This window comes from Leeuwenhoekiella nanhaiensis (genome assembly GCF_002744755.1).
In the GTDB taxonomy this organism is placed as follows: Bacteria; Bacteroidota; Bacteroidia; order Flavobacteriales; family Flavobacteriaceae; genus Leeuwenhoekiella; species Leeuwenhoekiella nanhaiensis.
The window spans coordinates 132612-158586 of sequence record NZ_KZ319288.1; the positions used below are offsets into that span (position 1 = coordinate 132612).

Here is a 25975-nt window from a genome sequence, read left to right on the forward strand (position 1 = left end):
AATTGATAGGTCGAAACTACCGGCTTCAGGATTAAAAAGCGAATTTGAACGGTGGACAAAGTGTGGACAGCCCCTATTTAAAACGATTAACGGAATTGATGTATAAAGCTTTCCAGAGAATCTTCGGTAGCGAGGTTGAGTTTTTTACGCAGGCGGTAGCGTGCTTTTTTAACTCCTTCAGGCGAAATATGCAGAATTTGAGAGATCTGTTTAGAAGAAATATTCATTTTAAGCAGCGCGATGAGCCGAAGATCATTTGCAGTAAGATCTGGAAACCTACTTTGAATGGCCAGATTAAAATCTTTATGAACATTCTCGTAATACCGGGTAAAATCTTCCCAGTACGCATCGCTTTGCAACTCACCTGAAATGGTTCGAATCAGATTTTTACAATGTTTTTGATGGTCGTTGGTCTCGTGCACCAGTTGCGCCTGTTGCAGTATGGTTTCTAAAGCCTCGTTCTTTTTGGCCAGGTGAAGCACGTGGGTAACCAGCTCTTTGTCTTTAAATGCGAGTTCCTGCTCAATAGCTTCACTTTCAACAGCTTTTAATCTACTTTTTTGCCTGTAACCGTAAGTGATGGCCCCAAGAAGCAGCAGCAGCACAACAACGCCGCCTATAAGCAGGGTTTGTTGCAGTTGCTGTCTTGTGGTTTTTTCTTCAAGTAACGCAATCTCGTTTTGTTGGGTAAAAATTTGCTGTTCTTTTTTTTCGGTTTCATATTGGGTACGCAGCTCATCAAAATTGCGCTGACTTTCCACTCCAAAAAGGGAATCATCAGACTTTTTAAAGAGTTTATAAGTAGCCAGAGCGTTGTCGTACTGCCCAAGCCCTTCATAGGCCTGAGTCAAATACAAATAGGCGCGTTGCTGGTTGGCCGAGATGCGATTGCGTTTTGCCAGGTCCAGTCCTTCTTCCAGAGCTTTGATACTGGCATTGTAGTTTTTAAGTTTCAGTTGGGCTTCACCCAGATTCAACAGGGCGTTTACCTTATAAAAAACAGAATTCTGAGCATCGGCAAGGGCTATGAGCTTCCGTGAATTTTCAGCAGCTTTTGTAAAGTCTTCCTGTTTGATGTACAGATTACCCAAAATATCCAAATCCGAAAGCATATTGTAACTAAAATTTCCTGCTTCATTGATACGCTGGGACTCACGGGTATAGTAAACAGCGCTATCCAGCTGGTTTAGGTTTGCCAGGGAACTCCCCATTTTTATCAGCACACCTGCCAGGTAATATGAATCATTAGCCCGACGGTAGTTTTGAGCTACTTCTCGATAAACCTGCAACGCCAGACTGTCTTTCCCCATAAACGCCTGGTTGTCGGCTATCTTAGACAGTGCATCGGTGTAGCGCAGGGTATCACCCACCTGAGAAAACAGTTTGGCAGCCCTTTGCGCATATTCTAAAGATTGCTTTGTATTGCTCAGCTCGAGATGAATTCCCGAGGCAAAATCATAGGAGGCAGCTGTACGTAAGGTGTCGTTCAGTTTTTGAAACAGCGCCAAAGCTCTTGAATTGTATGCGAAAGCGCTATCGTAACGGGTTTGCTGCTTAAAATTGTTAGCGATGTTATGATACATAGAGCCCTCCAGCCTTTGATCGCCCAATTGCCGGTAAATCGAGACTGCCTCTTTATAATATCTGAGTGAAACGTCGAGGTTACCGACGTAAAACTCGCTTACACCCAAATTTTGAAATCCCCTGGCAATAAATGTGGAATCGCCTTGCTTTTGACCCAGATTCAATAAGTCTTGAGCGTATGATTTGCTCAGTTCCGTATTTTGCATGAGTGAGTCTTGCCAAAGCGCTATAAGTTGCTGTGCTTTGACGCTGTCTACACCCGTTTTTGATGTGTTTATGGGAACTGAAGGATTTGACATGCGGTCATTACAACCCACGATGACCAGCACCACCGCAAGCAGCAGGATCAGAAAACTAAAATGTCGACGAACTATTTTTAACATCAATTAAAAATAGCGAAATATCAAATAGGTAACCTACTGTTTTTCAAAAGGATGTACACATCAATACGAAAACACAGAAAATTTAATAGTAACGAGGACACACCTCTTAGCCTCAGTATTAGGTTAACTGTTAATCGTTAATTGGGATTCAGCAAAAACGGAAAACAGAAAACCACAAACCCCAAACGCACCTCTTACGTCTAATATCTCAAGTCTATTATCTCACGTCTCAATGACCTACTCCGTCAGTGAATCCTCAAGCGCGAGGGCTTCGTCTTCGGTGTTGTAGTTGGGGACAGACTCTTTAAGGCGGTTAAATTCTTCGATACGCTCGGCATCTTCTTCTTCGCCCGTAAAGTATGGAAATACGTCAACCACCGGTGACTCTGCGATGGCCGGAATGCTGTATTCGCCCATGGTATCGCGCATCACGTGCTGCGTGTTTTCGTAAGCTTCCCTGACATCGTTAGCCTGCACCAGTAGATACTGGTTCATTTTGCGCTCTTTCCCGCTGTTTTCGTCGTAGGCGATAAGCGCCACTTTAGATTTAAACCAGCGATCTGCATTTTCAAACGGATGTACCTCTGCAAAATTAGCCACCTTGATGTTGGTGATCAGCATACCTTCCCCTTCATTGAGAAACGGACGCATCTCCTCAGATATACGCTTCTCGGCTTCGGTATAGGAAACCGCATCTACCAGAAAAGGCTCGGTTTTTAGCTTTCTAAGGCCGGAAGCCTCATCAAATTTGGCATATTTTACTTTGCATTCGTACCAGGTTACGCTCATAATTTTTCAGATTTTAGGACGCCAAAAATAGGATTTCATCAAGGCCATGCAAGCTTTTAAAGCAGATAGATATTCACAATTTAAAGCGGGATAGGGTAGTGGGCTCAAGCTGAATGGCTTAGCCTTTTTAGCCGTCAGGAAAAAGAATCCTGTGAATTTTTACCTTTGCCGGTGCTAAAAAAAAAAGTTTAAAAAGTGCTGGAAAAAAGAACACAAGTACCCGGGGAATACGATGCCGATCCTGACAAGTTTATTTACTGTTTAGAAGGCGTTGCCGATGTAGACACCAATCAAATTACCGAAGTTCAGAAAAGTCTGGAAGAACTGGCGCTTCAGTTTGGTGTGGCCAGCATTTACCAAACCTGCGATACCATTGAAGGCTTGGAAGCGAGCTTAAACACGCTGATCATGGACGATCACTATTTTAAGGAATACGAAATCATTTACCTCGTCATGACTGGTGAGGCCAACAGCATTTGTTTAAATAACTACTACTATAGTTTTCAGGAAATTGCAGAGCTGTTTGAAGGAAAATTAAGAGGGAAAATCCTGCATTTTTCAAATGCCAAAGTGCTGGATCTCGACGAGGAAGAAGCGCAGTATTTTCTGGATATTACAAACGCAAAAGCCGTTTCCGGCTATGGGAACGCCGTTGACGGATTGAGCAGCTCCAATCTGGATAAAGTCTTCTTTAACCTGTTTAATGAAGACGACGACCTCTTTAATGTGGTAGAGGAGCTGCACCAAAAGCATTACACCGCCTGCAAAGTTTTAGATTTTAGAATGTATTATTAGTCTTTAACCTCTTTACTTTTCTTTGCTCGTCCAAAGAAACCCTTCGACTCCGCTCAGGGCAGGCGAAACACAAGAAAAGACGGCTAAAGAATAAAATTTACATTAACTAATGAATAGATTTTAAATAGAAAAATTTGTAGTCTGTTTTACTTATATGGCTTGAAAATTTTCTATTTCTAAATAGGCCTATTAAAACGTCAGTACCGGCCTACAAAAATTTATCGTAAAATTTGAAATGAGTGAGCGTAAAATTTTAGACTGTTTGAGCTGCACGAATTTTAATATTAAGCACAGCTATACAAGCGAGTTTCTAAAATTTAGCGAGGGAATGATAAATTTAGATAAAGTTTTGTCAGCCTTGATCTTTTGGTTCTTTTGCATCAAGGCAAAAGAATAGTAATACAAATGGAAGTTAATATATTTCAAATTATATCACGTAGCATCATCAATACTTCAACTCACAAAAACCCCATCTAAAGTCTAAAATCTATCCCCTATCTTTACCTAAACACCTAAAACGATGACTGACGAAAACTTTATGCAGGAAGCTGTAAACGCAGCTTTAAAAGGAATGCAAAACAACGAGGGCGGACCCTTTGGCTGTGTGATCGTTAAGGACGGAAAAATCATAGGCAAGGGCAACAACAAAGTCACGTCAACCAATGATCCGACTGCGCACGCCGAAGTCACCGCCATACGCGATGCCTGTAAAAACCTGGATAGCTTTCAGCTTACCGGCTGTACCATTTATACCTCCTGCGAACCCTGCCCCATGTGTCTGGGCGCGATCTATTGGGCACGCCCCGATAAAGTGTATTACGGCAGTACCAAAACCGATGCGGCAGACATTGGCTTTTATGATGCCTTTATCTATAAGGAATTAGAATTACCCTACAACATGCGCAGTATCCCTTTTAAACAGTTGGCTCCCGAGATTGCCATCAAGCCTTTTGAAGAATGGACCCGAAAAGGGGATAGGGTGGAGTATTAGGATGAGTGAAAAAGAGTTTCAAATATCCTGAACGAAGGAAAAGTGGGAGAAACGCTAACTTACGTATTTCAATATTTTGATATATACTTAGTGTGCCGAATTTACTTAGTAGGAAAATAAACTTTAAGTATCATTATAAGTTAAAGAATGACCTTAGACGAATTAAAATCAAATATCAAATGGTGGGAATCCAAAAGGTGGATATACAATGCGCTTGTGGGATTATCCGGAGCATTCGCGTTGTGGGATATGTTGAGCCAGGTAACTTATTATTGGACGTTTAGCGATACACTAGGCATTATCATCTGGGGAATAGGAGCTAATATTTTGTATTCTTTAGGGATTTTGGTTAAACTTTTTGATTGGTATTATTTCAAAAACAAATTAGGAGTTGAAGGATATAGAATGATTTTTTGGATTTTGGGAACGATCTTTAGTTGTCTATACACTTTTAGCAGCGTTTTCATTTACTTTATTGGTTCAGTATTTTGAGAAATAGGATGCATACGTATTTAAGAATTGTGCGAAACAAAAAGTAAATTATAGATTATTCCGTTTCCGATTATGTAGTTTTTCATCTTAGTCTTTCTTTCTGTTTTCTTCTTTATCATCGGCTATCGCTATAATACTATTCAACTTCTGCTCTCGTTCGTGCCTATGAATGTACCACTCTTCCAATAATAATTCTATTAGGCCAATCAATAATTTAGCCTCATTTGGCTCAACATCAATAATAAGGTTTATATCCTTTTCCATGTGAGCGCCAATATTACCAACCTTACGGACAGAATCAATTGCCTTCCAGGTTAAAGGATCAACTCTATTTTCGATCGCATTAATTGATTTGTATAAAGAGTTTTCCTTAACATTCCAGAAATCTCTGATCATGCCCTCAATACATCGTCTGGAAAGCGTAGCTGATGCCTTTGGGCTCAACTCGAGAATTGCGTGTGCCTCTTCGTAATCATTTCTAATAGCTAAGGGTATATACTCAGGAAATACTTTCGCATTTGTATCGGGCAAAAGAGTCCAAGTTTTAATAAAACTCCCTCTATCATAACCTGAGTGGAGCGAACTTTTTACCGCTTCATATATATCAATGTATAGGCTTATTTTTTTACACCTTTGGGAAGGGCAAACAATCCAAACAACCTCCAAACTCCTATAGCCGTTAGTATTTGATATATCTAAAGTAGACTTTGTTGAGTGAAAATCGTGATTATTTATTGTAGTAGGGGAATTACAATGTGGGCAAGTCCAACTAAATGGCTTCATAAATTTTTAATTAATTATTATTCCCTTATAGTAACTGTACAACTGCGACTACTAGATAGCGGCTTTCTTTTGTTAATGTCACACTCACTGAAATTAAATTATACGGGGTATCTCTTGGAATAAATATTTCTATTTTTTGACCTATGAAATCGGACTTTGAATTATCGATAAATTCAAGTTCAAAATTTATACAGGTTACATTCGGTATCTCAGTCATCTTATTTTAATTACCAATTACTTAACTCCAGATCAGACAATTCTGTAATTCCAGTCAGCCCCTTAAAAAAAGCCTTTCCAGATTGCCCATCTAAATGCTCTTGGGTTGCCTTAACAAATTCCTCATGAGAAGGCATAGATTCTACACCTTTAATAAATGTCATTCCCGCCCTGCCAAGATCAGATCCAACAGAAGACCATAAAAAGAATATTGCGTAGTTTTTCATGTATAATAATTTAATTTCAAGGTACAACTTTATGGATTACTTTCTTTACTGATTTCCTTACTATGCGAGAATTACTCAAAAAAATTGGTTGGCAAACAATTTTAAATAACTACCGGGGAACATCCTGAGCATCACTTTGAGGTGGTGCCACCTAAGTACTTACAAGAACTCTCAATCGAAAAGGAAGGTAATCACTTTTACCTTGTACGTGTTCACCAGTTCAAAACCCATCGCATTAAGAATATTGATGAGTGGGAGGAATTGATACCAGCAAAGTTTAAATAGTCTTGTAATAATATTTTTCTACTTATTTTTAATAAGCAAATAGTAAAACAAATAATTATGGCTCATCAAGACAGACCAAATCCTCCTAGACCTTCCAAGCCCCACGTGCCACCTTCAAGGCAACCAAACACCAATAGGCCACAGCCAGGAACTCGTAACAATCCACCTAATAAAGGTGTAGATAGAGTACCACCTTCTAGACGTTGAGGAAAATTATTGTCACTAATATTAAAGCTGCAAATAAAGATAGAATACTGGCAACATTTAAGATTCTTGTAATCTTGTTTGATGATGCAGCTATATTGTCTAGCTCCTTAATTTCAAATTCTACTTCTTCCTTTTTTTTTGGATTTTCTAGAACATAAATTTCATCGCCGTACATTCTGTAGTCAGCACGATGGCATTTATAGCTGAAGTATTGAGATACGAAATTGATAATTATAGCAAAGACAAATAGGGCAAAACCCCAAGAAAATAGATTGTCCAAATTTTCATCTAAAATGTCAACGTCGGTTATAACAATCTTCTTTGATTCAAGTATTCCGTATATCCCAGCCCCACTTATTGAAATTATCAATAAATCCATTCGCTGCTGGCTATAAACCATAGCGTCATAAGAAAGGTTTCTATACTCAAGAAGTCGCTGAAGTTTCCTCTTATTATTTTCTTTCAAATTATTTAAAGCTTTATTGAATTATATTTAAACTATAACTCTAAGTTTAGAGTTGTCAGAGAAATTAAAATATTTCTTAATGATATCAGGTGTCAAAGAAAAAGCCTCGGCCAATTCTTGGTCAGTATAATGCAATACATCCTTGTGAATATTATAAGCTTTTTTAAAGGCAACTGGAGTATCTATATCCACTAAAGTTTTTTCAATCTTTCTTTCTCCCATACGACTCAATTCAATCATAAAATATTGATATCGATCCTGGTTTATGGCTTTTAGGTCTTTAGCCCTTCTTATAATTGATTGTTTTGAAGTATGCCAATATTTTTTGAGTGGTGATAGGTCATAAAGGTTTAATCCGATTAAAGAATTTCTAATGCCTTCTTCCGGCATTAAAAATTCAGCAGCAAATCGATTTGCCTCGATTTCCTTTGTTTTCTCATCTCTGTGTTTAGGAATTGGAAAGTCACCCCATATATGCATTAAAATATGGCCAAGTTCGTGTGCCAGTGTAAAGCGCTTTCTATCATTTGGAAAATTCTTATTTATTATAATGATAGGAACTCCTTTATCTGATCGTAATGATACACCATCAAATTTATCAATTGCGTCGTCAGATTCAATTACTATAATGCCATTTGCCTCAAGTAAATTAAAAATATTAAGTATAGGTTCTTTCCTATTGATTCCTATTAGTTTACGGGTAAACCTAGCTATTTCTTCTGGTAAATAGTCTTCGGGATCAAGAGGTTTGAAAGAAAACTCAGGGAAATCAACAGATTCGTTTAATTGATCAACCACAAATCCTAAAAGCCTATTATTAGCCTCAATTTGAGTCTTTAAACCTTTCGATATGCCTGATCTCTTCCTGTAATGAGCATTCTCAATAGTATTATCAATATTTTTTGTAAAAAATGATTTTGGAAAGCCTAAAAAATCAATCAAAGATTCGATAGCGCTAGTAGATAATACGTCAAAACCCTTTTCAAACTTAGATAAATTAGATTGAGACAGGCCTACAATATTTTTTGAAAGTTCAGTTTGACTAATTCCTCTAAACTCTCTAGCAAATACAAATTGATTATGATTAAATTTCATATAAGTCAAATTATAGTTTAGATATGTAATTCTTAGATTTAAGGTGCCGGGTTAATTATTAATTATTTGAAGCCTTTCTCTCAGAATTCCCTTTCCAAGATACATTTACTTCTTTCTTTGAATCCTCGTTAACAAACAAGTTTTCTACATTAAATATATCATCTTCTGAAACAATCCATTTAACCTGATTTTCATCGATATATACTATTTGTGGTGAAAAAATTTCACCTGACCTATCAATTTTGTAACCAAAGAATATTATAGGGTCATCTTGATAGATTTCATCATTAAATAATGGCAAACTCAACTGATTAGATATAGTATTAACGTGTTGAGTTTTAATATTCATTGGTTTATCGTGACCGTTGAACTTTTTCACAAGAAAAATATAGTCCTTAAGTCTTAGAATAAACCTTTTGTATTTACCCCATCTACAATAATCAGAAAATGCATCCTGTAAGCTCTCAATTATCGCAGTATTGAGTACAGCCGCATCAAATCTGACTTTGGCATTAGGGTTGAACATTGAAGCTACCTTGTTATATTTTTTTACAGCTTTGTTAAAAGCCATAAATATTCTCGGTAGTTCATCCTTTAGGTCGTGAAGGCATTCTTCTCTTGAAACCTGCCTCCTTTTTCCGCCTCTTCTTGCGGAATAATTAGAAAATGGTATATTTGCCATGTTGTTATTATTTTTTGACACCTTAAATCAAAGAACTTTAAAAAAGAACTCTGTGCCATCAGAGTTTTTTTTCAATCCACAAATATATAAAAATAAAGATTTGTTGTTATAAATTATACGAATAATTGTTTAAGGAATTACTTAATCGATGAAATACGTTTTGGGGTTGGTGTATTTCAATAATATATACTTTTAGCGTAGATATCTTTCACATGATCATTGTATTAAATCAATTAATACTCCTGTGATTATCTTCCCAATGTCTTTGATTTAAATAGGTGCTCCCTTGGTCTTTGGCAATGCCTTTACGCTTGAGGTAGCCGTCGTAAGGCTTAATCGCTGTATCGGCTAGTGTGGTTTCTCCTTAGAACTCGAAATGACTTATAGAATAACCTCGAATCTTAAATATTGAATATCTAGAATTGCTGTGAATCGTTTATTTCAAAATTTTCTGGACAAAGTCTGGTATTCGCCCAACACCCGTGCAGAATTAGTCGTCAGCTTCAAATGAATAATGCAAACGTCTGTAAATTTAATTTTAGAATAATCATATCGTACTATAATTTATATTATGTAAAATAGAATAACAATTAAGCCAAACGATACAATAATACCGCTACCCTCTAATCAATGAAATCTGTATTTATATATTTTGCTTCTACTGGGTTATAGTACCTCTCAGTTTCTCGACTGGGCTTCGACTCCCGAAGTTTCGGGACAGCGTGACACGCTCGAAATGACAACGGATAGTCATTTCGAAGGAGCTTTTTCAGCGACTGAGAAATCGCATCCGTAATATTATATAGGTCTACCGGCTTGTGAGATTTTTCCTTATCAGTCGAAATGACTTCAAATTTTCAACTTTAAATATTGAATTTTCTAATCGCTGAGAATCGCGTATTTGAAAATTTTCTGACCTAAGTCCTGAATACGCAAATTTTGAGCAAAGCTGTTTTTGGGACTTTTTAACCAGTTTCTCGACTGGGCTTCGACATGCTCAGCCTGCCACGCTCGAAATGACAAATCAAATTTTACCGACTTGTATATTTGTTGCTTATCAGTCGCAATGACTTTGAATTTCAAACCTTGAATGTTGAACCCAATAAACTAAAATATTAGTTTATTAGATGTAAGCTCCCCAACAAGAAATCAGAAATAACAAATCAGGAATCCTAAACAAGCAATCAAAACTAATAAATCAGAAACCCGGAACTCCGAACTATAAACTTTCCTCATCTGGCTCCTGCACAGCTTCTACTGAACCGCGATACTGTATGTTGGTGCGTTGTGTACTGTTTACCGACATATTTGCGGTTAATCCCGGACTTAAATTGAGTACAAAATCATAAAACTCGTTGCCCTGGGTGTCTTTTGCAGAAAACCGAATAACGTACATACCGCGTTTGGTTTCAACGCTGTAGTTTTTTAGGAGTCCGTCTATAGTGATCCCATTTTCCCGGTTGTTATAGCCTCCACCCATACGGCGCTCGCCAAAAAACGGCAGACTGGCAGTAATGCTGTCTCCTTTGATGGTCAGGTGGTTCGGATTGCCAATAAGACTGATTTGTGCGCCGGTGTTTCCGGGACCTAAAATCCCCGTGTTAAGCACCGCATTTACGGCTGTGGTCGCCATAGGCATTGCAAAATTAGATTCCACCGTAAAATTGCGGTTGTTCACCCATGCGTTGAGTTCGGCATTGCTGGTGGCATCGGCTTGTGAGGCGCTTCCGCAGGAAATTAAAACCAGCGTAAGCATCGTAAATACAAGTGTTTTCATAATTCTATTTTTTTAATTCGTTATTGATAATTCCGGCTTTAATGAGCAACACCACGCCGCTCAGGCAAAGGCCTAAACCGGCTGTTCCGCCCGTAATCCAATACCAATCCGGCATTTCTGAATGCTTCCACCAGCTGCTTTCGATAGCTAAAGACAAGCCGCTACCCAGTAAAACAGCTCCAAAAGCCCCGTAAAACCACCATTTTTTGCGTTTGGTTTCCACCCTAATAATCCTTTACATTAAAGACAAAGGCGCGGTACTTGAGCAAAGCCACAAAAAATGCGCCACCTATGGCGTTACCTAATAAAGCCAGACTTTGCACCCGCAAATACTCGGGAAACGTCACTTCAGAGCCCACGATCATCGCCGAAAAAATTTCGATATTCCCAATGATACTGTGGTGTAAACCGGTAAAAGCCATCGTTGCCGTGATGAGAAAAATGATGAAAATACGGCTGATGGTATCTTTTGATGACGTGATGAGCCACGAGAGCAACCCCATCATCCACCCGGCGAGAATGGCGCTTACCACGATCACCCAACTCTCATAATGCGCGACGTGCTCCCCAATGGCGACTATGGTTTCGTGATCAAAAATGCCCAGTTTAGGACCTATCCAGATCAGTACCATACCCATCAAATATCCGCCTATCAGGTTTCCTAAAATCACCAGCCCCCACAGGCGTAACAGGCTCATCAGATCGCGCTGACGGTTGAGTACCGGTAAGGTGAGCAGCGAAGTCTGTTCGGTAAAGAGGATTGATTGGCCCAAAACCACAAGAATAAAGCCCAATGGATAAACAAAAGCCAGAATTTTAAAAAGTCCTTCTTCGGGAACCTTATCGGTATAATAGTAAAACATACTGCACATCAGCAGGTAACTGAAGCCAATCTCAAGCCCGGCGGTAAGCGAACTCAGCAAAATGCTGCTGGTGCTGCGCTTGTACACCTCCTGCCCTTCGCAGATTTGTTCTTTAAGAATCTCGCCGTGACTTTTGGCCTGAGTAACCTCACTGGTTTCTGCCTTGTCAAGCTCTTTGTCAATATTTTGCTGTTTTTTTTCTTCTTCTTCGCTCATAATCAGGAGTTCCAGACGGCTACGGCTTCATCGCGCAGCAGCTGTTTTAAGTTAAATTCTACGTGACGTTTGCCGGTATGCGAATTGTAAAACAAATCACTGTACACATAACCGGCGGCTTTGGCGTCTTCTGCTGAAGCGCCATAATACACCATCTCGAGCTCGGCCCAGCGGGTGGTTCCCAGGCACATCAGGCAGGGTTCGCAGCTGGTGTACAATACGCAGCCCTTAAGACTTTTTGAGTTTAGTTTTTTACAGGCTTCCTGTATCATTGCGAGTTCGGCGTGCTGGGTACAGTCTGTACTCGCCCCTACCCGATTATGGCCCTCGGCAATGATGCTTCCATCTTTGACGATCACCGCACCAAAAGCTCCGCCCCCTTCAGCTGCCTTGCCTTTAGCGGCCCAGCTGATGGCTTTTCGCATAAAGGTTTCGTGTTGGTTTTGTTCCATAGTTTTTTTGGTCTTATATATAAAGACGGACACTAAATTACGTCAGGTTATTTAGCATCCGTCCCTAAATTTTGTTATCAAATGATTTTTTTGGCTTCGCCAAAGGCTATATAATGTGAGGCTTGCCCTGAAATCAAGACTTTAATTTCTCTAGTTTGCCTCGTTTACACGCCCTGTGGTAGTTTACGCCGAAAGTTTCTCTTTAAAATCATTGATAATACCTCCTTTAAGCAACACGCGAATCTGGCGATCACTCAGGGTATGTTTGGTAGGGATTGAAATCTCACCACTTTCTTTCTTGATGATCACTTCAATGGTATCCCGGTTTTCAACGAGTTGGCGCAGGTTTTTAAACCGAACGGTATCCCCCTGCTCAATTTTCTCAAGATCACTGGGGTTTTCAAATTCCAGCGGAAGAATACCGAAATTCACCAGGTTTTGCCACGCGATACGCGCATAGCTCTTGGCTATTACGGCTACCTGTCCTAAATATTTAGGGGCCAAAGCGGCATGCTCCCGGCTACTTCCCTGTGCGTAATTCTCCCCGGCAACCACAATGTGGCCTCCCTCCTGCTCTTTGGTTTCCATCGCGCGGTCGTAGAAGGTTTCATCGATCACGGTGTAACTGTATTTACTGATTTCGGGCAGGTTAGACCGAAACGGAAGCACTTCGGCACCGGCTTTAAGAATTTCATCAGTAGAAATATTGTCACCCATTTTGAGCAATACCGGCACTTCATAATCATTCTGAAGTGCGTCAATGTGTGGTAATGACTTGATATTCGGGCCTTTTTTGAGTTCGACTTTACTGCCATCTTCAGCCGGTGGCACCAGCATATCCATATTGATGATGTGTAATTCGGGGTCTTTATACTGCGGGTATTTCATATCGTACAGCTTCTCCAGATCCCTAGGATCGGTGATTTTACCGGTCAATGCGGAAGCGGCGGCGGTCTCCGGACTGCATAAATGCACCTGATCGTCTTTGGTACCTGAACGGTCGGGGAAGTTACGCGGCATGGTACGCAGGCTTATAGTACCACTGGCAGGCGCCTGCCCCATCCCGATACAGCCCATACACCCACTCTGGTGGAAACGAGCACCAGCTGTGATCAAATTGGCAAAAGCCTTGGTGTCTATCATGTTCTGAATGATCTGGCGGCTGGTAGGATTGATATCAAAAGACACATCCGGGTTAACCGATTTGCCTTTTACGATCGCTCCGGCAATCCAAAAATCGCGTAATCCCGGGTTTGCAGAAGAACCAATCACCACCTGAGAAATGGATTTTCCGGCTACTTCACTGACCGGAACCACGTTACCGGGGCTGGTAGGCAATGCAATTAATGGAACCAATTTATCCAACTCAATATGCTCGTGCAAATCGTAATCACAACCTTCATCGGCTACGAGTTCAATCCAATCCTGCTCGCGATCCTGAGACTTTAAAAATCGTTTGGTTTCCTGATCACTAGGGAAAACGGTAGTCGTAGCGCCCAGTTCAGCCCCCATGTTGGCAATCACGTGACGGTCCATCGCGCTTAAATGCTTCAAACCTTCACCATAATATTCTATAATCTTTCCTACGCCTCCTTTTACATCGTGACGGCGCAGCATTTCGAGAATGACATCTTTGGCACTAACCCAATCCGGTAATTTACCGGTAAGTTTAACGCCCATTACTTTCGGCATTTTAACAAAATAGGGTTCACCGGCAATGGCAGCTGCCACATCAAGACCACCGGTACCTATTGCGAGCATTCCCAGCGAACCGGCTGCACAACTGTGACTGTCACTACCTACCAGGGTTTTGCCGGGTTTGCCAAATCGCTCCATATGTACAGGATGGCTTACCCCATTACCGGGGCGGCTGAACCAAAGTCCAAACTTCTGAGCAGCGCTGTGTAGAAAGGCGTGGTCATCGGCGTTTTTAAAATCGGTTTGCAGCAGGTTGTGGTCTACATACTGCACGGCTACTTCGGTTTTGGCTTTTTGGAGATTCATCGCCTCGAGCTCCAGTTGTACCAGCGTTCCGGTAGCATCCTGAAGTAAGGCCTGGTCGATTTTTAACCCGATTTCCTTGCCCGGAATGAGTTCACCGTCTACAAGATGATCGTTAATGAGTTTTTGAGTAACATTTAAGGCTTTCATAGATTGTTTTAATTTTTTGGTTATAAAATTTAGAGAGAAAGCCCAGAAGCGGCAATTATTTAACAGCAATTTAGAATCTGAGCCTGCCTAAGGCCTGTAAACTATAGTATATTTAACCACGTGGTAGGTATGCCCCCTCACGGGATTAAATCGGTCAGGTTTAGCCCGTTGCGCATAAAACTGCTTAACCCTAATTATTTAATTGAATTGTATGCTTATCTGGGCCTTATTTATAGGATTTATAATCATTTGTCTTGCGCTTGATCTGGGCGTTTTTAATAAAGAAGATCACGTCATTAAAAGTAAAGAAGCCGGGATCTGGACCGCGGTCTGGTTTAGTATCGCGATGGCTTTTAGCGGCATCATTTACTGGCTTTACAGTGCCGAAATGGTTGAAAACCCAACCAACATCACCGCAAACACGGCTATTCTAAAGTACATTACCGGTTACCTCATAGAACTCTCGCTGAGTATTGACAACGTCTTTGTGATCGCTGTGATTTTTTCCTCTTTTGCTATTCCACCCAAATTTCAGCATCGGGTGTTATTCTGGGGAATTCTGGGTGCTATCATCTTCCGGGCACTGATGATTGTCTTTGGTGTAGCGCTGATCAATAAATTTGAATGGATTATCTATGTTTTTGGAGCCTTCCTGCTTTTTACGGCCTACCGAATGCTGAAATCTGACGATAGCGATTACGATCCGCAGGATTCTAAAGTATACAAGTCGGTTAAAAAACTCTTTCCCGTAACCACCCGTATTGAGGGACACGCCTTTTTCTTGGAGGAAAACGAAAAAAAAGCAGCCACTCCCCTCTTTCTGGCGTTGATTGTTATTGAGTTAACCGATGTGTTATTTGCTTTAGACAGTATTCCTGCGATTCTTGCCATTACGGCAGATCCCTTTCTCGTATTTACCTCAAATATCTTTGCGATTCTGGGACTGCGTTCTATGTATTTTCTCATTTCAAGAATGATTCAGAAATTCCGGTTTATCAATTACAGTCTTGTGGTCATTCTCGCCTTTGTGGGGCTTAAAATGATCTTCTCGCATATGATAGAAGTACCCGAATGGTTATCACTCGGGGTTATTGTGGTTGCGCTGGTAAGCGGAATTTTAGCTTCCATCTACATCAAAAGTGGTGATGAACCCGAGAATGAAACTACCGAGGCCGAAGAACTACCTTAAATTTTAAGTATTCTTAACGCCGGGATTATAAAGAAAGCCTAAAGTGCATTGAGTAGGCATTGCTAATGTGTAACTTTAAGAAAAATCAAAAAATTTCTATATATGAACATTAATTTTGAATACCACGATGTAACGGCAAGCAGTGCCCTTGAAGATTTTGCAAAAGAGCAGATCGAAAAACTCGTGCATAAATATGATTTTATCATCCGCGCAGATATTTTCTTTAAGATGGAAAATACCTCAAGTGATGAAACCGGAAAAATTGCCGGAATACGCCTAAGTGCTCCCGGTCCTCGCCTTTTTGCCGAGCACAGCTCAAAAGACTTCTACGAGTCGGTTAAAACCGCAGTACGCGAATTAGACAGTCAGTTGAAGAAGCGTAAAGAAAAAATGAAGTCTCACCACTAAAACCGGATTATGAAATCTATTGCAAGATCTGAAAATCAAATAACGCTGATTTACAACAGCGAAAATCACGTAGGCGAGCGTACGCACGCGCACGCGTCTGCCATCAAGGATAAAGAGTTGCAGGCCATTGATATTGCTAAAACTCCCCTTACCGGAACGCAATGGGCTGAACTGGCTGATGGTTTAAATACCACAGTTAAAGGTTTGCTGAGTTTTGAAAACGTAAGTGATGATGACGAACTGAAAACTGCTGATTTTGATGAGAATGATTACATCAAAATCATTGAGAACCGTCCGGAACTGCTGGCTCATCCTATTCTCATTCACGATGATAAGATGAAGCAGGTAACTAATCCTACAGAAGCTCAGGAATTTTTAGGCGTTGACAGTGCCGGTCTCGAGAAAAAGATGATGCACGAAGAGCCTACAATCAGTAACACAACCAAAAAGGAGCATTTTGTTGACAAGCCTGAAACCGGCGATCACAATTAAAAAAGCTGCTTTTACAAATTAAGAAAGCCCCGTATGCGAAACATACGGGGCTTTTTAATGCAATATCCGGAAATTTACTCCTCTTTCTTAACCGTTTCTATAGGTTGAATTCCGGGTTTTATTTTTTCGTATAATTCAAATTGATACTCGGTAAGAATTTCACTCATCGTACCACTTTCCTCAACATACACCCGGGCAAGCTCATCAAGTTTGGCCTTTCCACTCATTTTTTCCGAGACTTCTTCTCTTAAGAGTAAAAAGTCTTCCAGACTTGATTTAAAAAGCAAATCTTGCTTTGGCGTCATTCCCAGTTTAGCCGAATAGATTTGAGTAAGCGAGTCTGCTGCTTTCTCAATATGTTTAGGCTTAACTTCATAATGTTGCACCTGAGCGAACGTGGTGAAACTGAAAAAACACAGCATCAATCCAAATAATATACGTTTCATATCTTATTGTTTAGGTTTAAAATCTCCGTTGAAGGCAAACTCCTCAATTTTCATTCGGGAGCGCTTCTTTTCAAGTTCCTGCTCCTGCAACGACTCGGGCAATTGCTTTACATCTCCGCCATAGCGGCCAAAAGCCACCGCAGTTGCAATTCCAAAATCATCTGTGAAACCGAAAGTCTTGTGTGCTTTTTCCTGGTCAATTCCGCCCATATGGTGCGCAGCGATACCGGTATGATTGGCCTGTATCACAACGTTGCCCATAAACAATCCTAAATCATGAAGCGCGTGAAAATAGTCGTCTCCATCTTTATTGGTCTTTTTATAAGCCGTGACCATCAAGACCTGAGCATTTTTGGCCCAATCCTGATTAAAGGGAATCAAACATTCCATAATGCGATCGTAAACCGCATCTCCTTTTAGACCATAAATAATACGCCAAGGTTGCTGATTATACGAGCTGGAAGCCCATCTTCCGGCTTCTAAAAGCAATTTTACCTCAGATTCTGAAATGGGTTCATCATCAAACGCACGCGGACTCCAGCGTGTTTTGATTTCTTCCATAATGTCGTAGTCTGTTGGTGTCGTTTTTTCGAGTTTTTGCATGGTTATTTTTATAGGAAAGATAACCGATTTGCCCCTCGTGAGCCCTGTTTTTAACGACCCTTAACGCGCCACCGGATAATTTTAACGAGCTTCTAACTTTTGCTCTATAAGTGCTATGGAAGCTTCAACCGTATCCATTTTATCGAGTTCGTCGTCTTCAATGGTGATATCAAAAGCATCTTCCACATCGAGAACGATATCTACTAAATGGGTAGAGTTGATATTGAGGTCATTAACCAGATGGCTGGACGGCTCAATGCTTTGTGGGTCTACATCTTCGGGAAGATAAGGTGTGATAATTTCGGTAAGTTTAGGATAAATCTCTTGGTTCATAGGGTTGTTTTTTTCGTAAGGCGAAATCAATTTTTAAACTAGTAATCAGTAAATCAAATTTTTAGGTATACCGGATTTTTCAGTATTTGTAAAAAGTCTGTTTACTGAAATTTTTTAAAGATAAGGCAACAGTTTACATCACCAAAACCGAAACTGGCTTTCGCCAAAATATTCAGCTTTGCCGGGGTTTTCACTTTTGGAATGCGACTTTCTGCAACACGCTCAGCAATAGCGGGATGCAAGCGCTCCAGGTTGATATTGGGAAACAAAAACTGATGTTTGAGCTGTAAAACCGAAGCCACACATTCTATACTGCCACTGGCGGCCAGGCAATGCCCGGTCATTCCCTTTAAAGAGTTGATATACGGAAAATCCATTCCGCTTCTACCCAAAGCCTCACTCCAGTTTTCAATCTCCAAATCGTCTTTTGAAGTGGCAGTAAGGTGCCCGTTAATGGCATCAATTTCTGTGGCGCTGATTCCGGCATCCTGAACAGCTTCTGTAATGCAGCGTTTAACGGCGATAGGATTGGGTGCCGTCATAGAGCCTTCCTGTCGCTGCCCGCCACTGTTACTGTGCCCGCCAATAATTTCCGCATAAATAGTAGCACCGCGCTTTTGTGCACTTTCTAAAGTCTCAAGCACCAGAGCTCCTGCTCCGCTGCCCGGCACAAAACCCGAGGCATCGGCATCCATGGGCCGTGAGGCTTTTGCGGGCTTGTCGTTGTATTTAGAAGGTAAAATACGCAGGGCGTCAAAACCACACCACACGTAGGGTCCGCCATCGCTGGTGCTTCCGGCGAGCATCCGCTTGGCTTTGCCGGCTTTGATGCGCTCGTAAGCCAAAAATACGGCCTCGGTACCGGTGGTACAGGCAGATGAATTGGTCGTGACCAGATTTCCCAGGCCTAACATTCCGCCTAAATAAGCGCTCACGCCGCTGCTCATCGTTTGCTGAACGCTGGTACTGCCTAAACGGCGGGTGTTGCCCTCATCAACTTTATAAATGCTTTCGCGGTATTTGTCGACCCCTAAGGTGCCTACACCAAAGATGGTTCCACTGTCAAAATCACATTGCTCGTCAGAAATCTCAAGACCCGCGTCCCGCCAGGCTTCAACACCTGCTGCCACGCCATACAGAATACCTGCAGCATTAAAATTGCGCAGTTGTAAGGGCGTAAAATAGTTGGATTTTACCGCTTCCGAAATTAGGGGCATCCCTCCTATCTGACAGGAGAATTTGAGCTTTTCGAGTTCGCTGTAAAAACGAATTCCACTTTTTCCGGTTTCAATAGCCTCTTTAAATGCCGGAACACCTACTCCGTTAGGCGCGCATACGCCCAGACCTGTAATGACCACTCTATGATTCTGCATCGCCGGGTTTTAAAATTCCTGAAAATATGCCCTGGCAAACCACCTCGCCGGCTTCATTTAGCATCTTCACTTTTGACTTTAATTTATGGAATCTAAAATACTGTAAATCAGATTCTACAGTTACGGTATCATTTGGAAAAACAGGCTTGTAAAAGCGGGCTTCATTTTCTACCATTGCAACGGTAGAATTGGAGCGCAAATCAAAACCTTTATCCCGCAGCAGGTAAATACCCAGACTCACCAGACCGATCTGCATCATACATTCGAGCAACAGCACTCCCGGTGTCACCGGAAAATTTACAAAATGCCCCTTGTAAAAATCGCAGGTATCTTTAAATGTAAATTCGCCTTTGATGTGCGTTTGAGATACTTCGGTAATGCGGTCAACAAACAAAAACGGATCGCCATACGGCAGTTTAGCTACAATTTCCTCTTTAGTCATGGCGATCCAGATTTAAGCATTCGTAGCTGCCAATAGGCGATCCATCCGGAATTTTAGGTGCAGAGACCGGCTTAAATTCATCAGGCTCTTCCAAAAATTTACCAATACTCCACGCCATATAGCGGGTGTTTGCATCTTCCGCCCGCATATTTTGCTGCGCAAGGTCGGTGAGGCTTTTAAAAACGGCTGCCTTTACCTGTGGAATGGCATTCGGATTCACCATCAATTGCTTCAGGTGTTCTAAAACCCGATTATTTACACTGCGTTGTACTTCGGCTAAATAGGCCTCCTTAGGATTGGTTTCAAAGGTTTCATCAATCAGCTCCTGAAGCACCGCATCAAAGCCGGGTAAATCCGTATTTGTAGCGTATTGTGCGACCAAACGATTTGCGCGATCCGCGTTTAACAGGAAATCAAGGGTAAAATCGGCTGCGGTTTCTGCTGCGCCCAATGGATCAAAAGTGACTCCGGTATTGCCTTTAAAGCTTTCGCGGGTACGGCCATAGCCAAAAGCCCTTGGCGGAAATAAGGCCAATTTATCGGCCGGAATAGCAAGGTTTTCGGCCTTTAAGGTTTGTAAAACAGCGCTCAGAGCCTGTTCCTGCTCTTTTGCGGAAACAGCATCGGTAATGGATTGTTTATCATCCCCTTTTACCGCATACGTATAACGAACACCTCCGATGCTTTTTACAGCGGCTTCAGTTTGATACCTGTGGTAAAAATAGAGTGGCACAAAAACATCTTCAAGCACAGTGAGCGGCTCACCGGTACGAATATTATCAATACTGAAATTTTCAATTGCTTTTTCGCGAAGCGCTAAAACCGATTCGAGTTCGTCAGCAGCATTAGCCCCGTTATCCCACAAATGCGCGTCAGGGTGCGCTCCGTTAGCAGCACGGGCATCACTGTCGCTAATAAAGCGAAGACCTTGAGCTTCGGCCTCTTCCAACACCTGATTGAGATACCAGGATTCGTTCATTCCTTTAGGAGCATCACCATAACTGTAAGCTACAGTGACTTTATCCCAGGCTCCGATACCGGTGGCATAGGCCTCGCTAAAATCGATTTTTCCATTTTTTAGCTGTATCGCAGGATGCGGATAATCCATCACCGAAGCACGATCGGTTACACTGGCTGCGAAATTATGCGCAAACCCCAAGGTGTGCCCTACTTCGTGCGCCGAAAGTTGTCTTATGCGCGCCAAAGCCATCTCTAGCATCGGTTCATAATTATCATCAGAAGCTGCAAAAGGTTGATTCATCAAGGCCTGAGCGATCATAAAATCCTGCCGTATACGCAGACTTCCCAGACTTACGTGCCCTTTAAGAATCTCACCCGTACGCGGATCGGTTACACTGGCGCCATAGCTCCAGCCCCGGGTGCTGCGATGCACCCATTGAATGACGTTGTAGCGCAAATCAAGCGGATCTGCATCTTCGGGAAGCATTTTTACCTGGAAGGCATTCTTATACCCTATACTTTCGTAGGCCTGATTCCACCACGAAGCCCCCTCGAGCAGCGCTGAGCGCACCGGTTCAGGCGTACCGGGGTCCAAATAGTAAATAATGGGTTCTACCGGCTCACTGACTTCAAGTTCCGGATTTTTCTTTTCAAGCCGGTGCCTGATGATGAGGCGTTTGTCTATAGGCTCCTGCACGGGAGTCGCATAGTCCTTGTATTGAATGTAAATCGCACCTGATCTTGGGTCAAAAACCCGTGGTTCATAGCCGGGTTCCGGCAATTGCACAAAAGAATGATGTTGTACAGTAGAAACAACCGCTGCATCAGGTGCAACACTGCGCAACATTCTTCCTTCCGGACTTCCTTCAAAGGTAAGCAAGGCTTCAAACTCTACATTCTTCGGGAAAGCCTTTGTATTTTCAAGGGCCAGAGCACTTTTCTCCTTGTCCAGTTTATAGGTTCCTTCTTTATTGGCCTTGATTCGGTCTGCAACCCCGTGCGCGTCTTCCATTAAAAACGGAGTCAGGTCAATGATATAGGTATCATCTTTTGTCTCTTTAATTTCAAAACCATAAAGAACCGAGAATGCAAAAGCTTCCTTTACCGATTCACGCTCGGCCGAATTATCGGTAATCGCCCGGTAATCCTGATTGGGTTGTATAAGCAGGAGCTTATTCCCCGCCTTTTTAAATTTTACCACAGCGGTGCCCCCCAGCTGCCCCCGGTCAAGACCTATGTCGTTAGAACCGAGTCCGCTTTTAAGGGCATGGACGTAGATAAATTCTTCATCGAGTTTATCGACTTCCAGATAAATTGCATCGTTTTTAGTGTCGTAATGAAAATTGAAAAAGCCCTCGTAGGATTTGAGGTCTTTTTTGGAGTCTAAAAATTGAGCCTGAAGCATCTGCACGCAGCAGAGCAGGAATACGAGTGATAGTTTGTTCATAATCTAAAGTCAGTTGGCTTTAAAAGTAACCAAAAATCCTTTAAAAATGCAGGAGACGCAGCATTCCTAAAAATTGTCAAATTGAAATTTTAAGAGGTTAAGATTGCATTTTCCGAAAAAAATACCTGTTATAAATGTGTGAAACACAGGAGCTCATTTGCCAATAAATCCTTATTTTAACAACAAACTAATCACTCCCATGTCAGAAACTAACTCCATTTTTTCTTCTTATGAAAAAGATTCTAAATTTTATGATGAGATCTTTGATGAAGACGGAAACGTAAAAAAGGTTTACCAGACCTTATTTGATTTGTATAGCGGCCACAGCAGTCAGGATTATGCCCGGCTAAACGATAAGGCCAAAGCTTCATTTTTCAATCAGGGTATAACCTTTCAGGTATACAACGATAATGAAGCCAAAGAGAAAATCTTTCCCTTTGATCTTTTTCCACGGATTATAGACCCTAAAGAATGGGAGCATATTGAGCGTGGTGTTTTACAACGCAGTAAGGCCCTCAACCATTTTATCTGGGACATTTACCACGATAAGAAAATCATTAAGCAGGGCATCGTGCCGCTTGATCTGATCACGTCTTCCGCAAACTACCTGCATCAGATGATAGGAGTTGATCCTCCTGGAGGGATTTACAACCACATTTCGGGCACCGACCTTATAAAACACAGTGATGGAAAATATTATGTGCTTGAAGACAATATACGTTGTCCCAGTGGTGTGAGTTATGTGATATGTAACCGAACCGCCTTAAAACGGGCGCTTTTTGGCGTGTTTAATCATTACAATGCGCATACGGTAACTGATTATGCGCAGAATCTCCTTGAAATGATGGAAACCGTAAAGCCCCGTGGTGTAGATGAGCCCAATTGTGTGGTAATCACGCCCGGAGTTTACAATTCGGCGTATTACGAGCATTCCTATCTGGCAAAAGCAATGGGTGTTGAGCTTGTAGAAGGTCGGGATTTGTTTGTAGAAAATGACTTTGTCTATATGCAAACCATCAAAGGTCCAGAGCGCGTAGACGTTATTTACCGCCGTATCGATGATGCATTTCTTGATCCTTTAGAATTCAGACCCGATTCTGCTCTGGGAGTGCCGGGACTTTTTTCAGCCTACAAAAAAGGCAACGTTTGCCTCGTAAATGCGCCGGGAACAGGCTTTGCAGATGATAAGGCGGTGTATACCTATATGCCCGAAATCATCAAGTACTATCTTAATGAAGAACCTATTCTCAATAATGTACACACCTACCACTGCAGCAGGCCCGATGAATTGAAATACGTGCTGGAGAATGTTGATAAATTAGTCATAAAGCCTGTAGATGAGGCCGGAGGTTATGGTATTTCAATTGGTAATAAGCTTACTAAAGAAGAAATTGAAAAAGTAAAGAAAACCATTCAGGCCAGTCCGCGAAAGTATATTGCGCAGCCTATTATGAGTCTTTCGGTACACGCGACCTACATTGAGGAAAGCGAGTCGTTTGAATCGCGGCACGTAGATCTCAGAACCTTTTGCCTGCTGGGTGCCAATAAAGAATTTGTTCTTAAAGGCGGACTTACCCGGGTGGCGCTTAGGAAAGGAAATCTTATTGTAAACTCGTCTCAGGGAGGCGGGTCTAAAGATACATGGGTTTTAAAAAGCAAATCCTAACTAATTACACAACTAACAACAACTTCTTTTAAAACTCATTACTTATGCTTGCACGAGTCGCTAATAATTTATTCTGGATGGGACGCTATATTGAACGTTCTGAACACCTTGCGCGCTATCTAAACGTAAATTATTTCTCATCACTAGATGCTCCCAATGATAAATCCCAATCCCGCAAACACGTACTTCACAGTTTGTTGTTTATGGCAAATGGTCCCGTTGATAAAGACTATGAGTTAACGGAAGAAAATGTTTTTTACGACATAGGCCTAAATCCGGAGACCCCCTATTCTATCATAAATGCCGTAAAGTACGCGCGTGAAAATGCAAACGGAGCGCGGGATCTTATCTCAACCGAATTGTACGAGTCGTTGAACAAATTCTATCATTTTGTTTTGCGCTATGATTCAGACTTTTTTGTAAAGAAAGGACTTTATGATTTTACAACTCAGGTGACCGAAGCTACTGCAGTTTTACGCGGAAAAATACGTGGAACCCTGCTACACGATGAAGTGTATGCCATTATTATGCTGGGAGTCAATATTGAACGGGCTACTCAGGTGGTGCGAATCATTCAGGCGAAATACTATGACGCACTTAATGCGCAGGGAGGTTATGAAGATAAATTCAGTAAGAGTTATGAATGGACTACGTTGCTCAAATGCATCGAATCTTATGATATGATGCGCCGGCATTATCGTAAAACCCCTACAAGCATCACCACGCTTGAATTTTTAATTCTCAATGACGATTGTCCACGTTCGGTAATGAATAGCCTCGTACAGGTCAAAAAGCACATAGAGCAGCTCAATCTGGATAAAAATCCACAAAAGGATTCTGCTGCCTTTTTAATCGGAAAAACCCACGCGGAGTACTGCTATAAAACGGTTGATACCATTGAGGGAAATATTGAGTCTTTTATTGAAGACATTCAGAATACCCTGTTTGAAATCGCCAAAAAAATAGAAAAAGAGTATTTCCAGATTCGGTAATTTCTGATCATTAACTTCAATAGTATCAAAGGCCTAAAGTACCTCTTAACGAATTGTTTATAACTTCGGTCTTCAGGTACTTGTTGTTAGTCGAATTAACTAAAACGGAGCCGTTGTTTTCCGTATTTTTGTAGACTTTTAAATCCCGAAAATTGGAATACACTATAAAATATAAGGCGAAGAATAGCTATGAGACTGAGGTTACTGACGCCTTATGGCAATTTTTAATCGCTCCGCAGGATAACGAATCTCAAAAACTGCGTTTGGCTGAGTTTAAAAACTCCCTGAATGCAGCAACTGAGGAGTCTACAAATTCCCTCAACTTTAATATATACCGCGTTATACAGCGTAAAGCCTTCAAATCCATTGAATTTGAGGCTAATTTTATTGTTCGTAAAGAAGAAGTAAATCCTTTCTCGGCCTTAGACAGCATTTACAATGCTGAGCACTACGAGCTGATCAATAGTCTTGATTTTAGAATTACTCACGAGCAATTTCTGAATGCTACCGAGCTTACCCAATTCCCCAAAACAGGTATAAACTTTGAATTTGAAGAAAATCGTTCGGTTTTTGACAATTTGCAGCAGCTGAACAATTGGTTGTTTTCAAACTTTAAATTCAAGCAGCAGGTTACCGATACCCGAAGCACTACCGAAGACTTTGTATCCCGAGGTGCGGGTGTTTGTCAGGATTTTACGCATTTATTTTTAGCCATTGCTCGTCATAATAAAATACCGACGCGCTATACTTCCGGTTATTTACATCAGGGAAATGGATATAAAGGGGATTCTCAAATGCACGCCTGGGCTGAATGTTATATTCCTGAAAAAGGCTGGCTGGGCTTTGATCCTACCAATAACCTTATCGCACTTGAAAATCATATTAAAGTCGCTCACGGTAAAGACTACAGTGATTGTGCGCCTATCAAAGGAGTTTTATACACTTCGTCTTCAACCAACACTACCGAATACAGCGTTGAAGTTTTTGCCCGCGAAGAAAACGCGCCTGATGTATTTACGCAATCGCAATCTCAGGGATTTGGTAAGCGTGCAAATCAGCAACAATTAGACTTTCAGATGCAGTGGCAGCAACAGCAGCAACAGCAACAACAACAATTACGCGAGCAGTCAGGCACTATATTCTAGTCTGATTTTGTAGGTTCTACGGAAG

Annotated in this window: 28 protein-coding genes; 10 read left to right on the forward strand and 18 right to left on the reverse strand. The window is 41.4% G+C overall.

The genetic code is table 11. The annotated features are described in order from the left end of the window. Nucleotides 1–86: 86 nt before the first annotated feature. Together CJ305_RS04245 and CJ305_RS04250 are read right to left on the reverse strand one after the other, a co-directional pair. Nucleotides 87–1967, reverse strand: a complete 1881-nt coding sequence (locus tag CJ305_RS04245; protein ID WP_099645010.1) for a transcriptional regulator — start codon at nt 1965–1967, stop codon at nt 87–89. A gap of 237 nt (nt 1968–2204) precedes the next feature. Further along, complete coding sequence (locus CJ305_RS04250) at nt 2205–2756, reverse strand: DUF4494 domain-containing protein (protein WP_099645011.1); 552 nt, start codon at nt 2754–2756, stop codon at nt 2205–2207. Between the two features lie 195 nt (nt 2757–2951). On the opposite strand from CJ305_RS04250, the gene CJ305_RS04255 reads away from it, so the two are divergent. From CJ305_RS04255 to CJ305_RS04265, 3 genes are all read left to right on the forward strand, one after another. Then, on the forward strand, nt 2952–3551 hold the full coding sequence (locus tag CJ305_RS04255; RefSeq protein ID WP_099645012.1) for a DUF6642 family protein: 600 nt from the start codon (nt 2952–2954) through the stop codon (nt 3549–3551). Between the two features lie 520 nt (nt 3552–4071). Then, nucleotides 4072–4542 carry a nucleoside deaminase gene (locus CJ305_RS04260; protein WP_099645013.1) on the forward strand — a complete coding sequence of 157 codons (471 nt, stop codon included), beginning with the start codon at nt 4072–4074 and terminating at the stop codon, nt 4540–4542. A gap of 147 nt (nt 4543–4689) precedes the next feature. Then, entirely contained in the window at nt 4690–5034 is a 345-nt protein-coding gene (locus CJ305_RS04265; RefSeq protein ID WP_099645014.1) for a hypothetical protein, read from the forward strand. An 87-nt stretch (nt 5035–5121) separates the two neighbouring features. On the opposite strand, the gene CJ305_RS04270 is transcribed toward CJ305_RS04265, so the two are convergent. From CJ305_RS04270 to CJ305_RS04295, 5 genes are all read right to left on the reverse strand, one after another. Next, entirely contained in the window at nt 5122–5817 is a 696-nt protein-coding gene (locus tag CJ305_RS04270) for a DUF4145 domain-containing protein (RefSeq protein WP_099645015.1), read from the reverse strand. Between the two features lie 227 nt (nt 5818–6044). Continuing rightward, nucleotides 6045–6260: a hypothetical protein gene (locus tag CJ305_RS04280; RefSeq protein ID WP_099645017.1), complete on the reverse strand. Its 216-nt coding sequence runs from the start codon at nt 6258–6260 to the stop codon at nt 6045–6047. 481 nt (nt 6261–6741) lie between these two features. Continuing rightward, on the reverse strand, nt 6742–7218 hold the full coding sequence (locus CJ305_RS04285; protein WP_099645018.1) for a hypothetical protein: 477 nt from the start codon (nt 7216–7218) through the stop codon (nt 6742–6744). A 27-nt stretch (nt 7219–7245) separates the two neighbouring features. Then, the gene (locus CJ305_RS04290) at nt 7246–8313 is read right to left on the reverse strand and encodes a helix-turn-helix domain-containing protein (protein ID WP_099645019.1); all 1068 of its coding nucleotides are present in this window, start codon (nt 8311–8313) and stop codon (nt 7246–7248) included. Nucleotides 8314–8371: 58 nt separating this feature from the next. After that, nucleotides 8372–8995 (reverse strand): hypothetical protein, encoded by a 624-nt coding sequence (locus CJ305_RS04295; RefSeq protein WP_099645020.1) that lies wholly within the window; start codon nt 8993–8995, stop codon nt 8372–8374. A gap of 652 nt (nt 8996–9647) precedes the next feature. On the opposite strand from CJ305_RS04295, the gene CJ305_RS19415 reads away from it, so the two are divergent. Continuing rightward, on the forward strand, nt 9648–9791 hold the full coding sequence (locus tag CJ305_RS19415) for a hypothetical protein (RefSeq protein WP_189319383.1): 144 nt from the start codon (nt 9648–9650) through the stop codon (nt 9789–9791). Nucleotides 9792–10214: 423 nt separating this feature from the next. Here CJ305_RS19415 and CJ305_RS04305 read toward each other — a convergent pair whose 3' ends face one another. The 5 genes from CJ305_RS04305 to CJ305_RS04325 all read right to left on the reverse strand — a co-directional run bounded on the left by CJ305_RS04305 (nt 10215) and on the right by CJ305_RS04325 (nt 14454). Beyond that, nucleotides 10215–10772: a DUF4251 domain-containing protein gene (locus CJ305_RS04305; RefSeq protein ID WP_099645022.1), complete on the reverse strand. Its 558-nt coding sequence runs from the start codon at nt 10770–10772 to the stop codon at nt 10215–10217. Nucleotides 10773–10776: 4 nt separating this feature from the next. Continuing rightward, nucleotides 10777–10995, reverse strand: a complete 219-nt coding sequence (locus CJ305_RS04310) for a hypothetical protein (protein ID WP_099645023.1) — start codon at nt 10993–10995, stop codon at nt 10777–10779. 1 nt (nt 10996) lies between these two features. Further along, on the reverse strand, nt 10997–11851 hold the full coding sequence (locus tag CJ305_RS04315) for a formate/nitrite transporter family protein (RefSeq protein ID WP_099645024.1): 855 nt from the start codon (nt 11849–11851) through the stop codon (nt 10997–10999). 2 nt (nt 11852–11853) lie between these two features. Further along, complete coding sequence (locus tag CJ305_RS04320) at nt 11854–12303, reverse strand: nucleoside deaminase (protein ID WP_099645025.1); 450 nt, start codon at nt 12301–12303, stop codon at nt 11854–11856. A gap of 183 nt (nt 12304–12486) precedes the next feature. Beyond that, on the reverse strand, nt 12487–14454 hold the full coding sequence (locus tag CJ305_RS04325; protein ID WP_099645026.1) for an aconitate hydratase: 1968 nt from the start codon (nt 14452–14454) through the stop codon (nt 12487–12489). A 211-nt stretch (nt 14455–14665) separates the two neighbouring features. Here CJ305_RS04325 and CJ305_RS04330 point away from each other — a divergent pair, with 211 nt between their 5' ends. From CJ305_RS04330 to CJ305_RS04340, 3 genes are all read left to right on the forward strand, one after another. Continuing rightward, nucleotides 14666–15643, forward strand: a complete 978-nt coding sequence (locus CJ305_RS04330) for a TerC family protein (RefSeq protein WP_099645027.1) — start codon at nt 14666–14668, stop codon at nt 15641–15643. 102 nt (nt 15644–15745) lie between these two features. Beyond that, the gene (hpf, locus tag CJ305_RS04335; RefSeq protein WP_099645028.1) at nt 15746–16051 is read left to right on the forward strand and encodes a ribosome hibernation-promoting factor, HPF/YfiA family; all 306 of its coding nucleotides are present in this window, start codon (nt 15746–15748) and stop codon (nt 16049–16051) included. A 9-nt stretch (nt 16052–16060) separates the two neighbouring features. Continuing rightward, the gene (locus tag CJ305_RS04340) at nt 16061–16543 is read left to right on the forward strand and encodes an arsenate reductase family protein (RefSeq protein WP_099645029.1); all 483 of its coding nucleotides are present in this window, start codon (nt 16061–16063) and stop codon (nt 16541–16543) included. A 74-nt stretch (nt 16544–16617) separates the two neighbouring features. On the opposite strand, the gene CJ305_RS04345 is transcribed toward CJ305_RS04340, so the two are convergent. The 6 genes from CJ305_RS04345 to CJ305_RS04370 form a co-directional block, all read right to left on the reverse strand. Further along, the gene (locus CJ305_RS04345) at nt 16618–16989 is read right to left on the reverse strand and encodes a hypothetical protein (protein ID WP_099645030.1); all 372 of its coding nucleotides are present in this window, start codon (nt 16987–16989) and stop codon (nt 16618–16620) included. Nucleotides 16990–16992: 3 nt separating this feature from the next. Further along, a complete protein-coding gene (locus CJ305_RS04350; protein WP_099645031.1) occupies nt 16993–17592 on the reverse strand; it encodes a nitroreductase family protein in 600 nt (199 codons plus the stop codon). Nucleotides 17593–17673: 81 nt separating this feature from the next. Next, entirely contained in the window at nt 17674–17925 is a 252-nt protein-coding gene (locus tag CJ305_RS04355; RefSeq protein WP_099645454.1) for an acyl carrier protein, read from the reverse strand. A 101-nt stretch (nt 17926–18026) separates the two neighbouring features. Then, nucleotides 18027–19298 (reverse strand): beta-ketoacyl-[acyl-carrier-protein] synthase family protein, encoded by a 1272-nt coding sequence (locus CJ305_RS04360; protein WP_099645032.1) that lies wholly within the window; start codon nt 19296–19298, stop codon nt 18027–18029. Next, nucleotides 19285–19740: a 3-hydroxyacyl-ACP dehydratase FabZ family protein gene (locus CJ305_RS04365; protein WP_099645033.1), complete on the reverse strand. Its 456-nt coding sequence runs from the start codon at nt 19738–19740 to the stop codon at nt 19285–19287. The genes CJ305_RS04360 and CJ305_RS04365 overlap by 14 nt, the downstream gene beginning before the upstream one ends. Next, nucleotides 19733–22147 (reverse strand): zinc-dependent metalloprotease, encoded by a 2415-nt coding sequence (locus CJ305_RS04370; protein WP_099645034.1) that lies wholly within the window; start codon nt 22145–22147, stop codon nt 19733–19735. The genes CJ305_RS04365 and CJ305_RS04370 overlap by 8 nt, the downstream gene beginning before the upstream one ends. A 199-nt stretch (nt 22148–22346) precedes the next feature. Between CJ305_RS04370 and CJ305_RS04375 the strand changes: the two genes are divergently transcribed. From CJ305_RS04375 to CJ305_RS04385, 3 genes are all read left to right on the forward strand, one after another. Next, nucleotides 22347–23813: a circularly permuted type 2 ATP-grasp protein gene (locus tag CJ305_RS04375; protein WP_099645035.1), complete on the forward strand. Its 1467-nt coding sequence runs from the start codon at nt 22347–22349 to the stop codon at nt 23811–23813. A gap of 44 nt (nt 23814–23857) precedes the next feature. Next, nucleotides 23858–24805: an alpha-E domain-containing protein gene (locus CJ305_RS04380; RefSeq protein WP_099645036.1), complete on the forward strand. Its 948-nt coding sequence runs from the start codon at nt 23858–23860 to the stop codon at nt 24803–24805. 152 nt (nt 24806–24957) lie between these two features. After that, nucleotides 24958–25950, forward strand: coding sequence for a transglutaminase-like domain-containing protein (locus CJ305_RS04385; RefSeq protein WP_099645037.1), 993 nt, complete (start codon nt 24958–24960; stop codon nt 25948–25950). Nucleotides 25951–25975: the final 25 nt, after the last annotated feature.

Coding starts and splice junctions, on each gene's coding strand:
- CJ305_RS04265 (WP_099645014.1), top strand. CDS start 4,690: ATGACCTTAGACGAATTAAAATCAAATATCAAATGGTGGGAATCCAAA.
- CJ305_RS04250 (WP_099645011.1), bottom strand. CDS start 2,756: ATGAGCGTAACCTGGTACGAATGCAAAGTAAAATATGCCAAATTTGAT.
- CJ305_RS04270 (WP_099645015.1), bottom strand. CDS start 5,817: ATGAAGCCATTTAGTTGGACTTGCCCACATTGTAATTCCCCTACTACA.
- CJ305_RS04365 (WP_099645033.1), bottom strand. CDS start 19,740: ATGACTAAAGAGGAAATTGTAGCTAAACTGCCGTATGGCGATCCGTTT.
- CJ305_RS04340 (WP_099645029.1), top strand. CDS start 16,061: ATGAAATCTATTGCAAGATCTGAAAATCAAATAACGCTGATTTACAAC.
- CJ305_RS04350 (WP_099645031.1), bottom strand. CDS start 17,592: ATGCAAAAACTCGAAAAAACGACACCAACAGACTACGACATTATGGAA.
- CJ305_RS04295 (WP_099645020.1), bottom strand. CDS start 8,995: ATGGCAAATATACCATTTTCTAATTATTCCGCAAGAAGAGGCGGAAAA.
- CJ305_RS04320 (WP_099645025.1), bottom strand. CDS start 12,303: ATGGAACAAAACCAACACGAAACCTTTATGCGAAAAGCCATCAGCTGG.
- CJ305_RS04325 (WP_099645026.1), bottom strand. CDS start 14,454: ATGAAAGCCTTAAATGTTACTCAAAAACTCATTAACGATCATCTTGTA.
- CJ305_RS04380 (WP_099645036.1), top strand. CDS start 23,858: ATGCTTGCACGAGTCGCTAATAATTTATTCTGGATGGGACGCTATATT.
- CJ305_RS04330 (WP_099645027.1), top strand. CDS start 14,666: ATGCTTATCTGGGCCTTATTTATAGGATTTATAATCATTTGTCTTGCG.
- CJ305_RS04355 (WP_099645454.1), bottom strand. CDS start 17,925: ATGAACCAAGAGATTTATCCTAAACTTACCGAAATTATCACACCTTAT.
- CJ305_RS04280 (WP_099645017.1), bottom strand. CDS start 6,260: ATGAAAAACTACGCAATATTCTTTTTATGGTCTTCTGTTGGATCTGAT.
- CJ305_RS04360 (WP_099645032.1), bottom strand. CDS start 19,298: ATGCAGAATCATAGAGTGGTCATTACAGGTCTGGGCGTATGCGCGCCT.
- CJ305_RS04370 (WP_099645034.1), bottom strand. CDS start 22,147: ATGAACAAACTATCACTCGTATTCCTGCTCTGCTGCGTGCAGATGCTT.
- CJ305_RS04260 (WP_099645013.1), top strand. CDS start 4,072: ATGACTGACGAAAACTTTATGCAGGAAGCTGTAAACGCAGCTTTAAAA.
- CJ305_RS04305 (WP_099645022.1), bottom strand. CDS start 10,772: ATGAAAACACTTGTATTTACGATGCTTACGCTGGTTTTAATTTCCTGC.
- CJ305_RS04345 (WP_099645030.1), bottom strand. CDS start 16,989: ATGAAACGTATATTATTTGGATTGATGCTGTGTTTTTTCAGTTTCACC.
- hpf (WP_099645028.1), top strand. CDS start 15,746: ATGAACATTAATTTTGAATACCACGATGTAACGGCAAGCAGTGCCCTT.
- CJ305_RS04315 (WP_099645024.1), bottom strand. CDS start 11,851: ATGAGCGAAGAAGAAGAAAAAAAACAGCAAAATATTGACAAAGAGCTT.
- CJ305_RS04375 (WP_099645035.1), top strand. CDS start 22,347: ATGTCAGAAACTAACTCCATTTTTTCTTCTTATGAAAAAGATTCTAAA.
- CJ305_RS04245 (WP_099645010.1), bottom strand. CDS start 1,967: ATGTTAAAAATAGTTCGTCGACATTTTAGTTTTCTGATCCTGCTGCTT.
- CJ305_RS04290 (WP_099645019.1), bottom strand. CDS start 8,313: ATGAAATTTAATCATAATCAATTTGTATTTGCTAGAGAGTTTAGAGGA.